At 64.5% G+C, this 13,273-nt stretch carries 12 protein-coding genes; 3 read left to right on the top strand and 9 right to left on the bottom strand.

The features are described 5' to 3' along the window. The first annotated feature begins 144 nt into the window (after positions 1–144). From K408_RS0126245 to K408_RS0126235, 3 genes are all read left to right on the top strand, one after another. Positions 145–1,446 carry a lytic murein transglycosylase gene (locus K408_RS0126245; protein ID WP_024341439.1) on the top strand — a complete coding sequence of 434 codons (1,302 nt, stop codon included), beginning with the start codon at positions 145–147 and terminating at the stop codon, positions 1,444–1,446. A gap of 239 nt (positions 1,447–1,685) precedes the next feature. Further along, complete coding sequence (locus K408_RS0126240) at positions 1,686–2,189, top strand: DUF1993 domain-containing protein (protein ID WP_024341438.1); 504 nt, start codon at positions 1,686–1,688, stop codon at positions 2,187–2,189. A 178-nt stretch (positions 2,190–2,367) separates the two neighbouring features. Beyond that, positions 2,368–3,468: an alkene reductase gene (locus K408_RS0126235; protein ID WP_024341437.1), complete on the top strand. Its 1,101-nt coding sequence runs from the start codon at positions 2,368–2,370 to the stop codon at positions 3,466–3,468. Between the two features lie 122 nt (positions 3,469–3,590). On the opposite strand, the gene K408_RS0126230 is transcribed toward K408_RS0126235, so the two are convergent. From K408_RS0126230 to K408_RS0126190, 9 genes are all read right to left on the bottom strand, one after another. Then, the gene (locus K408_RS0126230; RefSeq protein ID WP_024341436.1) at positions 3,591–5,333 is read right to left on the bottom strand and encodes an ABC transporter substrate-binding protein; all 1,743 of its coding nucleotides are present in this window, start codon (positions 5,331–5,333) and stop codon (positions 3,591–3,593) included. Positions 5,334–5,463: 130 nt separating this feature from the next. Next, positions 5,464–5,793: a DUF2160 domain-containing protein gene (locus tag K408_RS0126225; RefSeq protein ID WP_024341435.1), complete on the bottom strand. Its 330-nt coding sequence runs from the start codon at positions 5,791–5,793 to the stop codon at positions 5,464–5,466. Between the two features lie 10 nt (positions 5,794–5,803). Continuing rightward, positions 5,804–6,610 carry a carbohydrate ABC transporter permease gene (locus K408_RS0126220; RefSeq protein WP_024341434.1) on the bottom strand — a complete coding sequence of 269 codons (807 nt, stop codon included), beginning with the start codon at positions 6,608–6,610 and terminating at the stop codon, positions 5,804–5,806. Next, positions 6,610–7,512 (bottom strand): carbohydrate ABC transporter permease, encoded by a 903-nt coding sequence (locus tag K408_RS0126215; RefSeq protein ID WP_024341433.1) that lies wholly within the window; start codon positions 7,510–7,512, stop codon positions 6,610–6,612. The genes K408_RS0126220 and K408_RS0126215 overlap by 1 nt, the downstream gene beginning before the upstream one ends. Further along, the gene (locus K408_RS0126210; RefSeq protein ID WP_024341432.1) at positions 7,512–8,597 is read right to left on the bottom strand and encodes an ABC transporter ATP-binding protein; all 1,086 of its coding nucleotides are present in this window, start codon (positions 8,595–8,597) and stop codon (positions 7,512–7,514) included. The genes K408_RS0126215 and K408_RS0126210 overlap by 1 nt, the downstream gene beginning before the upstream one ends. Positions 8,598–8,611: 14 nt before the next feature. After that, the gene (locus K408_RS0126205) at positions 8,612–9,691 is read right to left on the bottom strand and encodes an ABC transporter ATP-binding protein (protein WP_024341431.1); all 1,080 of its coding nucleotides are present in this window, start codon (positions 9,689–9,691) and stop codon (positions 8,612–8,614) included. Then, complete coding sequence (gene glpD, locus K408_RS0126200) at positions 9,688–11,238, bottom strand: glycerol-3-phosphate dehydrogenase (protein ID WP_024341430.1); 1,551 nt, start codon at positions 11,236–11,238, stop codon at positions 9,688–9,690. Before glpD ends, K408_RS0126205 begins: the two co-directional genes overlap by 4 nt. Before the next feature lie 312 nt (positions 11,239–11,550). Further along, positions 11,551–12,399, bottom strand: coding sequence for a DeoR/GlpR family DNA-binding transcription regulator (locus tag K408_RS0126195; protein ID WP_024341429.1), 849 nt, complete (start codon positions 12,397–12,399; stop codon positions 11,551–11,553). Between the two features lie 92 nt (positions 12,400–12,491). Continuing rightward, entirely contained in the window at positions 12,492–13,178 is a 687-nt protein-coding gene (locus tag K408_RS0126190) for an HAD family hydrolase (protein ID WP_024341428.1), read from the bottom strand. Positions 13,179–13,273 lie beyond the last annotated feature (95 nt).

Below are 13,273 nucleotides of genomic sequence, written 5' to 3'. Positions count from 1 at the left end.
CCGGCAAACATCAGGTAGGGATGACCCCGGCCGGGATTCAAGGTTTCCGGGTGCGTCGCGGAGCCGCGGCACTGGTCTGAGCGCCACCGCTCCATTAAGCTTCAGCAAGACTCCCCAGCGTCTCCCTCCCTCAGCGGAAACCTCATGCTCCTGACCCGATTTGCGATCGCGGCCACCGCTCTTTTCGCCCTCTCCGCTCCCGCCTCCGCCCAGCTCGCTCCGCCGCCTGCCAAGACTGCCGCGCCCAGACCCACCGCGGCCCTGCCCCGTGCCGCCTCATGCCACAACGGGGCGAGCTTCGACCGCTTCCTGGCCGACGTGAAGCAACAGGCCGTGGCCGCCGGCGTGTCGCAGCGGACAATCGCGGAGGCTTCGCCGTATCTCGTCTACGACCAGGGCATCGTCAATCGCGACCGCGGCCAACGCGTGTTCGGCCAGCTCTTCACCGAATTTGCCGGCCGCATGGCCGCGCCCTACCGCATGCAGAACGGGCAGCAGCACATCAAGCAATACGCCGCCGCGTTCGCGCGCGCCGAGAAGGAATATGGCGTGCCGCCGGCGGTGATCGCAGCCTTCTGGGGCCTGGAGAGCGATTTCGGCGCCAACATGGGCAATCTGCCGACGCTGAAATCGCTGGTATCGCTCGCCTATGATTGCCGCCGTTCGGAGATGTTCGTGGGCGAGACCATCGCCGCGCTGAAGATCATCGACCGCGGCGATCTGCATCCCGACGAGATGATCGGCTCCTGGGCCGGCGAGCTCGGGCAGACGCAGTTCCTGCCCGTGCACTACGTGAACTACGCTGTCGACTATGACGGCGACGGGCGGCGCGACCTGTTGCGGTCGCCAGCCGATGTGATCGGATCCACCGCAAACTACATTGCCAATGGCTTGAAGTGGCGCCGCGGCGAACCCTGGCTGGAAGAGATCAAGGTGCCGCCGAACCTGCCGTGGGAGAAGACCGATCTGACAGTGCGCGAGCCGCGCTCGACATGGGCGCAGCTGGGCGTCACCTATCCCGACGGACGGCCCCTGCCGAACGACAATCTCGCGGCCTCCGTGCTACTGCCGATGGGACGAAATGGTCCCGCCTTCCTGGCCTATGCGAATTTCGCGGCCTATACCGAGTGGAACAACTCGCTGATCTACTCGACCACGGCGGGCTATCTCGCCTCGCGCATTGCCGGTGCCGCGCCGATGCGCAAGCCGGCGCAGCCGGTGGCGCAGCTGCCGTTCAGCGAGATCAAGGAATTGCAGCAGCTCCTGGTGCGCGCCGGACACAATGTCGGCAAGGTCGACGGCATTCTAGGTCAGCAGAGCCGCACGGCGGTGAAGGCGATGCAGATCAAGTTCGGGCTGCCCGCCGATTCCTGGCCGACCGCCGAGTTGCTCGCCCGCATGCGCGGCAGCACGGCGCAGGCGCAGCCGGCCGCGACTATCCGCTGAACAATCCATCCGTGGTCATTTCCCGTCGCTGTGCGCAATTGCGCATTGGGAGCCATCCAGTACGCCGCAGCCTGTCGGCTCCAATCACGACCGTCTCGGAGTACTGGATCGCGAAGGGTGACAGAGTGGAATCTTCGTATCGCAGAGGCCTCTTTCCGCGATTGCATTTTTCCATGAGGTTCCCATGTGAGGGGCTCAGGTTTTCTCCTGAGATTTCCCACCATTGAAGCGAGCATCACATGTCCTTCTACGACGCCGTCGTCCCCGCGTACTTGCAAATGCTGAACAGCGTGACCGGGCTGCTCACCAAAGCCGAGGCGCATTGCGCGGCCAAGAAGATCGACCCCGGCGTCTTGCTCGGTGCACGCCTCTTCCCGGACATGCTGCCGCTGTCGAGACAGGTCCAGCTCGTCAGCGATTTCGCCGCCAAGGGCTGCGCCCGGCTCACGCACAGCGAGGTGCCCTCGACCCCCGATACCGAGACGACCTTCGCGGAGCTGAAGCAACGCCTGGCCAAGACCATCGACTATGTGAAGTCGTTCAAGCCCGAGCAGTTCGAAGGGGCTGAAGCCAGAGACGTCACCTTCCCGTCCGGCCCCAACAAGACCACCACCATGAAGGGCCAGCAATTCCTGAGTTCGTTCTCGCTGCCGAACTTCTATTTCCACGCCGCGACTGCCCACGGCATTTTGCGCCATAACGGCGTCGAGATCGGCAAGCGCGATTTCATGGGCGCGAACTGATTTGCCGAAACGCACGGCCGCGTAGCGAAACTCTGCTGCAGCGGCCGGAATTGCGCATGAATCATGCTACGCGGCCCTGCCGCGTAGCATGCCTGCGCGCTGCGTATGGCTCCGCCCTTGCGCCCGCAGTCACGATGCACAAGTGTTCGTGACCTCTCATTGCCCGGAAGCATCTCCCATGAGCCGCCCGACCAAATTGTTCGAAACCTACAAGCTCGGCCCGATCACGCTGGCCAATCGCCTGGTGATGGCGCCGCTGACGCGCAACCGCGCCGTACCAGGCACCTTCGTGCCCGGCCCGCTCGCGGCCGATTATTATGGCCAGCGCGCCTCCGCGGGTCTCCTGATCACCGAAGCAAGCCAGGTCTCGCAGCAGGGCCAGGGCTACCAGGACACGCCCGGCATCTACAGCAAGGACCAGGTCGCCGGCTGGCGCAAGGTCACCGACAAGGTGCATGGACGCGGCGGCAAGATCTTCATCCAGCTCTGGCATGTCGGCCGCATCTCGCATGTCGATCTCCAAGCCAATGGAGCAGCCCCGGTTGCACCGAGCGCAATCCGCGCCAAGGGCAAGACGTTTGTGAACGGCGGCTTTGCCGATGTCTCCGAACCACGCGCGCTCGAGCTTTCCGAGATTCCAGGGATCATCGACGACTTCAAGCGCGCCACGAAGAACGCGCTGGAGGCCGGCTTCGACGGCGTCGAGATCCACGGCGCCAACGGCTATCTGCTCGACCAGTTCGCCAAGGACGGCGCCAACAAGCGCACGGATGCCTATGGCGGCTCGATCGAGAACCGCGCGCGTCTGATGCTCGAAGTGTCCAAGGCCGTCGCCGCCGAGGCCGGCGCCGACCGCACCGGCATCCGCATCTCGCCCGTGACGCCGGCCAACGACATTTCCGACAGCAACCCGCAGCCGCTGTTCGAGCACATTGTCGACGGCCTCAGCGCGCTGAAGCTGGTCTATCTCCACGTCGTCGAAGGCGCCACCGGCGGCCCGCGCGACTTCGCGCCGTTCGATTATGCATCCTTGCGCAAGCGCTTCTCGGGCGCCTACGTCGCCAACAACGGCTATGATTTCGATCTCGCCACCAAGATCCTGGACGCTAACGCGGCCGACCTCATCGCCTTCGGCAAGCCGTTCATCTCCAACCCCGATCTCGTCGAGCGGCTGAAGCAGGGCGCGCCTCTGAACGAATGGGACAAGACCACGTTCTACGGCGGCGGCGCCAAGGGTTATACCGACTATCCGACGCTGGCGGCCGAACCGGCGGAGTGATGTCTTATCCCTCTCTCCGGTTGATGGGAGAGGCAAAGACAAAACCAAAAGGCCGGGATCGCTCCCGGCCTTTCGTGTTTGGATGGATGGCCGGGTCAGGTCCGGCCACGACATCTACGACATCACTTCGCTTCGGCGCGCTTCGGAGGCTGCGCCGGCCACGACTTGATCAGCGTGTCGTAATCGACCGTCTCGCCCTTCGGCTTCTCGTTGGCGAGCTTGCGCTGGGGCGCGATGGTGCCGTCCTTCTCGGCCTTCGCGAACCAGTACTCGGGCTTCTCCTTCTTGTGCAGCTTCGGACCGCAGGCGCCCTGCACGCCGGACTTCTCCAGACGCTCCATCACGGAGTCCTGGGCAGCGGCCAGCGCATCCATCGCCTGCTGCGGCGTCTTCGCACCGGACGACGCATCGCCGATGTTCTGCCACCAGAGCTGGGCGAGCTTTGGATAGTCCGGCACGTTGTTGCCGGTCGGGGTCCACTGCACGCGGGCAGGCGAGCGGTAGAACTCGACCAGGCCGCCGAGCTTCGGCGCACGTTCGGTGAACGACTTGTCCCAGATGTCGGATTCACGGACGAAGGTGAGACCGACATGGCTCTTCTTCAGCGACACCGACTTGGAGACGATGAACTGGAGATACAGCCATGCCGCCTTGCGGCGATCCGGCGGAGTGGACTTCAGGAGCGTGAGCGAGCCCGCGTCCTGGTAGCCGAGTTTCATGCCTTCCTTCCAGTAAGCGCCGTGCGGCGAGGGAGCCATACGCCATTTCGGCGTACCGTCGGCGTTCATCACGGCGATGCCCGGCTTCACCATGTCGGCGGTGAAGGCGGTGTACCAGAACATCTGCTGGGCGATGTTGCCCTGCGCCGGCACCGGACCGGACTCGGAGAAGGTCATGCCCTGGGCCTGCGGAGGCGCGTACTTTTTCATCCAATCGAGGTATTTGGTGATCGAGTAGACCGCCGCCGGCCCGTTGGTGTCGCCGCCGCGCTCGACGGAGGAGCCGACCGGACGGCAGCCTTCCATGCGGATGCCCCATTCGTCGACCGGCAGGCCGTTCGGGATACCCTTGTCGCCGTTGCCGGCCATCGACAGCCATGCGTCGGTGAAACGCCAGCCCAGCGAGGGGTCCTTCTTGCCATAGTCCATATGGCCGTAGACCTTGACGCCGTTGATCTCCTTGATGTCGTTGGTGAAGAACTCGGCGATATCTTCATAGGCGGACCAGTTCACGGGCACGCCGAGCTCGTAGCCATACTTGGCCTTGAACTTGGCCTTGTAGTCTGGGTTGGTGAACCAGTCGTAGCGGAACCAGTATAGGTTGGCGAACTGCTGGTCCGGCAGCTGATAGAGCTTGCCGTCCGGACCCGTGCCGAACGACTTGCCGATGAAGTCGTTGACGTCGAGCATCGGATTGGTGACGTCCTTGCCCTCGCCGGTCATGTAATCCGACAGCGCGATGGTCTGGCCGTAGCGGAAGTGGGTGCCGATCAGGTCGGAATCGTTGATCCAACCGTCATAGACGTTCTTGCCCGACTGCATCTGCGTCTGCAGCTTCTCGACGACGTCACCTTCCTGGATGAGGTCATGCTTGAGCTTGATGCCGGTCAGCTCCGAGAACGCCTTGGCGAGGGTCTGCGCCTCGTATTCGTGGGTGGTGATGGTCTCCGAGACGACGTTGATCTCCATCCCCTTGAAGGGCTCGGCGGCCTTGGCGAACCACTCCAGCTCCTTCTTCTGGTCTTCCTTCGACAGAGTCGAGGGCTGGAATTCCGCGATCCACTTCTGGATCGTGGCCTCGTCGGCGGCGCGAACCGGAGCCGAGAGGGCGAACGAAACCGCAACAATCGCGGCAGCGCTCGACATGGTCAGAAAACTGCTCTTGGTCAATGGACCTTTCCTTCTCCTAAACTGTCGCATGTTGTTCCTCCGTTGCAGCGACAAACTTTTATACAGACCCGGATTGCGCCCGGATCTGGCCGTCCCTTCGCGAGCTTCAGACCGTGCGGAAAATGAGCACGGCCGTCAGCAGCGAAATTCCACTTGCGAGCCACAGGCTCGAGATTTCCAAGCCCTCCTCGCCGATCGGGAGCGTGGCGATGGGGTCGGTGCCGACGAGGCCGATCCACACCAGGTGGATGACGGCGGCCGCGATCAGCGAGATGAACAGGCGATCGCCGCGCGTGGTCGGGATGCGCAGCACGCCGACCCGCTCGGCCTCGGGATAGACCGCTGCGAGCCAGGTCATCACGGCGAGCGTGCAGGCGAGCGCGGCGAAGAAGATCGCGGTCGGCAGCGTCCAGGCCATCCATGCGATGGATTCCATTGATGCCCCCTCAGACGCGACCGAGCGCGAAGCCGCGCGCGATGTAGTTGCGGACGAACCAGATCACCAGCGCACCCGGGATGATGGTGAGCACGCCGGCGGCCGCGAGCAGGCCCCAATCCATGCCGGCCGCCGACACGGTGCGCGTCATGATCGCTGCGATCGGCTTTGCATGCACCGAGGTCAGCGTGCGCGCGAGCAAGAGCTCGACCCAGGAGAACATGAAGCAGAAGAAGGCGGCGACGCCGATCCCGCTCGCGATCAGCGGCACCAGGATCTTGATGAAGAAGCGCGGAAAGGAATAGCCGTCGAGGAAGGCGGTCTCGTCGATTTCGCGCGGCACGCCGGAGACGAAGCCTTCCAGGATCCACACCGCCAGCGGGACGTTGAAGATGCAGTGCGCGAGCGCGACGGCCCAGGGCGTATCGAACAGGCCGATCGCCGAATAGAGGTTGAAGAACGGCAATGCGTAGACCGCCGCCGGCGCCATGCGGTTCGACAACAGCCAGAAGAACAGGTGCTTGTCGCCGAGGAAGCGATAGCGCGAGAAGGCGTAAGCCGCCGGCAACGCCACCGAGATCGAGATGATGGTGTTGAGGACCACATATGTCAGCGAGTTGATGTAGCCCGAATACCAACTCTCGTCCGTGAAGATGCGCTTGTAGTGCTGGAGCGTCGGGGTGTGCGGCCACAGCGTCATCGTCGAGACGATTTCGCTGTTGGTCTTGAAGCTCATGTTGACGAGCCAGTAGATCGGCAGCAGCAGGAAAACCAGGAACAGCCCCATGATGAGGCGGCGGCCGGGGATCGAATGCATCACGCGGCTCCTTCCTTCACGGCGCGCTCGGCGCCGGCATTGGTCATCACGGTGTAGAAGATCCAGCAGACGATCAGGATGATGAGGTTGTAGACCAGCGACAGCGCCGCGGCCTTGCCGAGGTCGAACTGGCCGAGCGCGATCTTGACCAGCTCGATCGACACGAAGGTGGTGGAGTTGCCCGGCCCGCCGCCGGTGACGACGAACGGCTCGGTGTAGATCATGAAGCTGTCCATGAAGCGCAGCAGCACCGCGATCAGGAGCACGCGGTTCATCTTCGGCAGCTGGATCGCCTTGAACACGGCCCAGCGCGAAGCGCCATCGATCTGGGCGGCCTGGTAATAGGCTTCGGGAATCGACTTCAGGCCGGCGTAACACAGCAGCGCAACGAGGCTGGTCCAGTGCCAGACGTCCATCACGATGACGGTGACCCAGGCGTCGACGTCGTTGGAGACGTAATTGTAGTCGAAACCAATGGCGTTGAGGGCATAGCCCAGCAGGCCGATATCCGGCCGGCCGAAGATCTGCCAGATCGTGCCGACCACGTTCCACGGAATCAGCAACGGCAGCGCCAGGATCACGAGGCAGGCCGCGACGGTCCAGCCTTCGCGCGGCATAGACAGCGCGACGACGATGCCGAGCGGCACCTCGATTGCGAGGATCACAAGCGAGAAGAACAGGTTGCGCCCGAGCGAAGCCAGGAAGCGGCCGCCGAGATCGGTCGAGGGATCGAGCAGCTCCTTGAACCAGCCGACGCCGTTCCAGAAGAACTGGTTGTTCCCGAAGGTGTCTTGCATCGAATAGTTCACCACCGTCATCAGCGGCAGCACCGCCGAGAAGGCGACGACCAGGAACACCGGCAGCACCAGGAACCAGGCCTTTTGGTTGACGGTCTTGTCCATCAGGCGGCTCCCTCCACCAGAAGGCTGTCGGCATAGACGTGAACGTGCGACGGATCGAGTTTCAGCCCGGCCGTGCCGTCCGCGCTGGTGAAGCCGCTAGGGGCCCGCGCCGCCAGTTTGGCGTCGCCCAGACGCGTCCGAGCGAAACGGATCCGGCCGAGATCGTCGATGCGCTCGATCTTCGCCGTGAGCAGGCCCGGCGCCGGCGCGACGGCCTCGACGAATTCGGGACGGACTCCGATCTCGATTTTGGCGCCCGCAGGCAGATTGTCGTAGGCGCGGTTGAGCGAGATGACGTGGCCGTCGATTCGCGCCTCGCGTCCCCTCACCTCCGCCGGCAGGATGTTCATGCCGGGCGAGCCGATGAAGTAGCCGACGAAGGTGTGAGCCGGCTTGTCGAACAGCTCGGCCGGCGTGCCGCTCTGCACGACGCGGCCGTCATGCATGACCACGACCGTATCGGCAAAGGTCAGCGCCTCGGTCTGGTCGTGGGTGACGTAGATCATCGTGAGGTCGAGCTCGCGATGCAGCGCCTTGAGCTTGGAGCGGAGCTGCCATTTCAGCTCGGGATCGATCACCGTCAGCGGCTCGTCGAACAGCACGGCGGCCACGTCGGAGCGGACCAGGCCGCGGCCGAGCGAGATCTTCTGCTTGGCATCGGCCGTGAGCCGCGTCGCCTTGCGATGGAGGTAGGGTTCGAGGTCGAGCAGGCGGCCGATCTCGGCGACGCGCTTGTCGATCTCGGCCTTCGGCACGCCGCGGTTCTTCAGCGGAAACGCCAGGTTCTGGCCGACCGTCATGGTGTCGTAGATCACCGGAAACTGGAACACCTGGGCGATGTTGCGCTTCTGGGTTGACAGCGGCGTGATGTCCACGCCGTCGAACAGGATCTTCCCGCGCGATGGCGTGATGATGCCGGAGATGACGTTGAGCAGCGTGGTCTTGCCGCAGCCGCTCGGGCCGAGCAGCGCGTAGGCGCCGCCCTGGCGCCAGGTCATGGTAACGGGCTTGAGCGCAAAGCTTTCCGGCGCGGCATCATTACCGCCGTAGGAGTGCGCGAGATCGACGAGGTCAATGCGGGCCATGGCGCACCTTCCCCTTACGAGCCTGGAGCGGCGACCAGACGGTCGGCCGCATCGAAGACAAAAACATCATTGGGATCGAGCACGGCATCGAGCGTCTGGCCGGGCTCGAACTCGTGCACGCCGTGCAGCACCGCCACCCAGTTCGATCCGTCGCGGGTCAAGTGCACGAAGCTCTCCGAACCGGTGATCTCGGTCACCGTCACCGTGGCGTGGAAGGCGTGGCGGTCGGTCTGGCCATTGGCGAGCCCGAGCTGGTGGGCGCGGAAGCCCACGCGATAGGCGCCGTCGGCGAGGCCCGCGTAAAGACCTGAGGCCGGCGATGAAGCCGTGCCGCCTGCATAGGCGACCTGCCCGTTCTTCTTCTCGATGCCGACGAGGTTGAGCGGCGGATCGGAGAACACCTGCGCGACGCGCAAGGTCTGTGGACGGCGGTACACGTTTGTCGTCTCGCCGATCTGCAGCGCCTGGCCCTCCCACATGCAGACCGTGTTGCCGCCGAGCAGAAGTGCTTCGGTCGGCTCGGTGGTGGCATAGACGAAGATCGCGCCGGAGGCCTCGAAGATGCGCGGCAATTCGGCGCGCAGCTCTTCGCGCAGCTTGTAGTCGAGATTGGCGAGCGGCTCGTCGAGCAGCACGAGGTCGGCGCCCTTGACCAGCGCACGCGCGATCGCGGTGCGCTGCTGCTGGCCGCCGGAAAGCTGGAGCGGCGTGCGCCTCAGGAACGGTTCGAGCCGCAGCAGCTTGGCCGCCTCGGCGACGCGCGCCTCGATCTCGTCGCGCGGCTTGCGCTGCACGCGCAGGGGCGAGGCGATGTTCTCGTAGACCGTCAGCGAGGGGTAGTTGATGAACTGCTGATAGACCATGGCGACCGAACGCTGGCGCACGTCCGCACCGGTGACGTCCTTGCCGTTGACCACCACCTTGCCCGTGGTCGGCTTGTCGAGGCCTGCGAGCAGCCGCATGATCGAGGTCTTGCCCGACAATGTCGGGCCGAGCAGCACGTTGAGGGTTCCGCTCTCGAGCGTCAGCGAGACGTCGCGGATATGCGGGACACCCTCGACGGTCCGGGTCACGTGATCGAGTGTCACCGTCATGAGCGTCCTCCTGCTTCCAGCAGGGGACTTTGCTGCACGGCGTGGGTCCTGATCCAGTCGTCGAGCGCCGCAATCTCGTCGGCAGATAGTCGCAGGCCGAGCTTGGACCGGCGCCAGACCACGTCCTCGGCGGTGACGGCCCATTCATTGGCCATGAGGTAGCGGACCTCGCGCTCGGTCAGTGTCGCACCGAAGGCCAGGCCGAGATCGGCGGCCGATTTCGCATCGCCGAGCAGCTTGATCGCCCGTGTGCCATAGGCGCGGGCAAGACGTCGCGCATGCTCGTGGCTGAGGAACGGATAGCCGCGCTGGAGCTCGGCTATCAGCCCGTCGATGTCGGACACGTTCATGTCGCCGCCGGGCAACGGCCATTTTCCGGTCCAGCCCTCCCTCGCTTTCGCGCTGCGGAGATAGGGCGCGAGCCGCTCCAGCGCCTCCTCGGCGAGCCTGCGATAGGTCGTGATCTTGCCGCCATAGATCGACAGCAGCGGTACGCCGCCGGGCGTGTCGAGCTCGAACACGTAGTCACGCGTGGCGGCCTTGGCTTCGCTGGCACCGTCGTCATAGAGCGGACGCACGCCGGAATAGGTCCAGACCACGTCCTCCGGCCTCACCGGCTTGGCGAGATATTCGCTCGCCGCGGCGCAGAGATACTGGATCTCCTCGGCCGTTGCCTTCACCTTGGCCGGATCGCCGTCATAGTCGCGGTCGGTCGTGCCGATCAGCGTGAAGTCGTCCTGATACGGGATGACGAAAATGATGCGGCCGTCGGCGTTCTGGAACATGTAGGCGCGGTCGTGGTCGTAGAGTTTTCTCACGACGATATGTGAGCCCTGCACCAGGCGGACTTTTGCCTTGGCGTTGACGCCGGCGCCGCGGCCGAGCACGTCCTCAACCCAGGGACCGCCGGCATTGACCAGCGCGCGCGCCTGGATCTGCGAGCGCTCACCGGTCAGCGTGTTGACCATGCCGACAGTCCACAACCCGTCGGACTGGCGTATCTCGGTGGCGCGGGTGCGCGTGCGGATCTCGGCGCCCTTGTCGGCGGCATCGCGCGCGTTGAGCACGACGAGCCGGGCGTCATCGACGAAGCAGTCGGAATATTCGAACGCGCGGGCGTAGCGATTGGGTATCAGCGGCTTGCCGACCTCGTCGCGCCGAAGATCGACCGAGCGCGTGGCCGGCAGCAAATGACGGCCGCCGATGTGGTCATAGAGGAAGAGGCCGAGGCGCAGCAGCCAGGCCGGACGCAGGCCGGCATGGTGCGGCAAAACGAAACGCAGGGGGCGGATGATATGGGGCGCGATGCCCCAGAGAACCTCGCGCTCGATCAGCGCCTCGCGAACCAGCCGAAACTCGTAATATTCGAGGTAGCGCAGGCCGCCATGCACCAGCTTGGTCGACCAGGACGACGTCCCGCTCGCCAGATCATTCATTTCGCACAGGAAAACCGTGTTGCCCCGGCCCACCGCGTCGCGCGCGATGCCGCAGCCGTTAACACCGCCTCCGATGATGGCGAGATCGAAAATACGCTCCAACAGACGCATCCCCCGGCGACCGCCCGTTCATTGGGCGGCAACTTTCGTTTTTAATTACATCACACCCAGAAACGAAAGCAAGACGAAAGAGAAGCGAAAGAAAATGAAAGTGGTATTTCCTGGGGCGAAGGGGCGAAAGCGAAGGCAGCGCGCGGGCGCTTGGAAGCCAGCGGGCCAGCCGAACTCGCCACGCCGGGGGCGTCCGGGCCCCGCGTTCTCTGTCCTGTCGAACCAGGCGTGGGATCAGGTCATGCCGGAAGCTCTTGCCCCCAATGCTGGCGGCGGGGACGACGGCGCTGCGGCCTGAAGCAGACTATGCCTCTATCGCAGCCGCACCACCGGCGCTGCCTCAGGCGCGGCGTCCTGCGCATCGGCCTGGGGCTCATCATTCTCGCCCAACCCTTTCGGCAACGCCTCCACCACTTCGATGCCCTTGCTGTGGCAGATGGTGGCGAGACGCTCGGGCAGTTCCTGGTCGGTGACGAAGGTCTGGATCTGGGTGATGTGGGCGATGCGCACCGGCGCGCTGCGGCGGAGTTTCGTCGAATCGGCCACCAGCATGACGCTGCGGGCGTTGGCGATGATGGCCTGCGCCACCTGCACCTCGCGATAGTCGAAGTCGAGCAGCGCGCCCTCCTCGTCGATGGCGGACGCGCCGATGATGGCATAGTCGACCTTGAACTGGCCGATCAGCTGCGTCGCAGTCGAGCCGACCACCGCGCCATCGGCACGCCGTACCGTGCCGCCCGCGACCACCACCTCGATGCGGGGATGGCGATAAAGCAACATCGCGACGTTGAGATTGTTGGTGATGACGAGCAGATCCTCGTGCGAGGTCAGCGCGCTCGCGACCTCCTCGGTCGTGGTGCCGATGTTGATGAACAGCGAGCAGCCGTTCGGGATCAGCGAAGCGGCCGCCGCGCCGATCGCCTTCTTCTCGTCGGCGGCGACGAAGCGGCGCGCCTCATAGGCGAGGTTTTCCACGCCCGAGGCGATGATGGCGCCGCCGTGGATGCGGGTCAGCGACCTCCGTTCGCAGAGGTCATTGAGATCCTTGCGGATGGTCTGCGCCGAGACTTCGAAGCGACGCGCGAGCTCCTCGACCATGACGCGGCCGGAGGCGCGCGCAATGTTGAGGATTTCGGCTTGGCGATGGGTCAGTCCGGTCACGGCAACGGCCTCAAATCAGAATGATGCATGGTGCGGCGGTTCGCGCCTTCGGTCAATGCGCGCGTCGATCACGGTTAACGGATGATGGGTGCTCACCAGGCCATGGCGTCGGCAAGACGCGTGAGCAGCGCCGGATCGTCGAAGGCGCCGGCGGAGGTGACGGCGCCTGCTGCAATCAGGTCAGCATGGCTGAGGCTGGTGCGGATGCCGATGGTCGGGATGCCAGCTGCCGCAGCGGACTGCACGCCGGTGCGGGAATCCTCGAATGCGATCGAGGTTTCCGGCCTCGCGCCGACGAAACGCAACCCTTCCTGATAGGGCAGCGGATGCGGCTTGCCGTGCGGCAGCTCGGCGCCGATCACGATGGCCTTGAAGCGATGCGTGATGCCGAGGCCGGCGAGCAGCAGCTCGGCATTGAGACGCGGCGCGTTGGTCACGGCCACCATGGGAATGCCGGCGCTGTCGGCACGATCGAGCAGCGCCATCAGACCTGGCAGCGGTGCAATCTGCCCGGCCACCAGCGTTCGGAAGACCTCTTCCTTCTCATCGAGGATCAGGGCGCGCCGTTCCGGCGCTTCATGCGGCAAGAAACGCTCGCCGATGGCGACATTGGCGAAGCCCTGCAGCTCTCTGGAGAAGCGCGCGTGATCGAAGACATGGCCATGAGGACCGAGCACCTGGTTGAAAGCCTTCAAGTGCAACGGATCGGTGTCGGCGAGCGTGCCGTCGATGTCGAACAGCAACGCCCTCCCCCTCGCATCGTGGCTGGCCTCGATCATTTCCGTACTTTCTCGATGTGCGACGCGTCGACGCGGAACACGTATCAATATGGCTTCGATCGCGCAACGACGCATGCGCATCCCTGCTCACGCGA

The organism is Bradyrhizobium sp. in8p8 (assembly GCF_000426845.1).
In the GTDB taxonomy this organism is placed as follows: domain Bacteria; phylum Pseudomonadota; class Alphaproteobacteria; order Rhizobiales; family Xanthobacteraceae; genus Bradyrhizobium; species Bradyrhizobium japonicum_C.
This window is presented reverse-complemented; position numbering and strand designations above follow the sequence as displayed.

Bases quoted from the DNA above. Each gene is read 5' to 3' on its own strand.
- K408_RS0126245 (WP_024341439.1), top strand. From the start codon at position 145: ATGCTCCTGACCCGATTTGCGATCGCGGCCACCGCTCTTTTCGCCCTC.
- K408_RS0126240 (WP_024341438.1), top strand. From the start codon at position 1,686: ATGTCCTTCTACGACGCCGTCGTCCCCGCGTACTTGCAAATGCTGAAC.
- K408_RS0126235 (WP_024341437.1), top strand. From the start codon at position 2,368: ATGAGCCGCCCGACCAAATTGTTCGAAACCTACAAGCTCGGCCCGATC.
- K408_RS0126230 (WP_024341436.1), bottom strand. From the start codon at position 5,333: ATGTCGAGCGCTGCCGCGATTGTTGCGGTTTCGTTCGCCCTCTCGGCT.
- K408_RS0126225 (WP_024341435.1), bottom strand. From the start codon at position 5,793: ATGGAATCCATCGCATGGATGGCCTGGACGCTGCCGACCGCGATCTTC.
- K408_RS0126220 (WP_024341434.1), bottom strand. From the start codon at position 6,610: ATGCATTCGATCCCCGGCCGCCGCCTCATCATGGGGCTGTTCCTGGTT.
- K408_RS0126215 (WP_024341433.1), bottom strand. From the start codon at position 7,512: ATGGACAAGACCGTCAACCAAAAGGCCTGGTTCCTGGTGCTGCCGGTG.
- K408_RS0126210 (WP_024341432.1), bottom strand. From the start codon at position 8,597: ATGGCCCGCATTGACCTCGTCGATCTCGCGCACTCCTACGGCGGTAAT.
- K408_RS0126205 (WP_024341431.1), bottom strand. From the start codon at position 9,691: ATGACGGTGACACTCGATCACGTGACCCGGACCGTCGAGGGTGTCCCG.
- glpD (WP_024341430.1), bottom strand. From the start codon at position 11,238: ATGCGTCTGTTGGAGCGTATTTTCGATCTCGCCATCATCGGAGGCGGT.
- K408_RS0126190 (WP_024341428.1), bottom strand. From the start codon at position 13,178: ATGATCGAGGCCAGCCACGATGCGAGGGGGAGGGCGTTGCTGTTCGAC.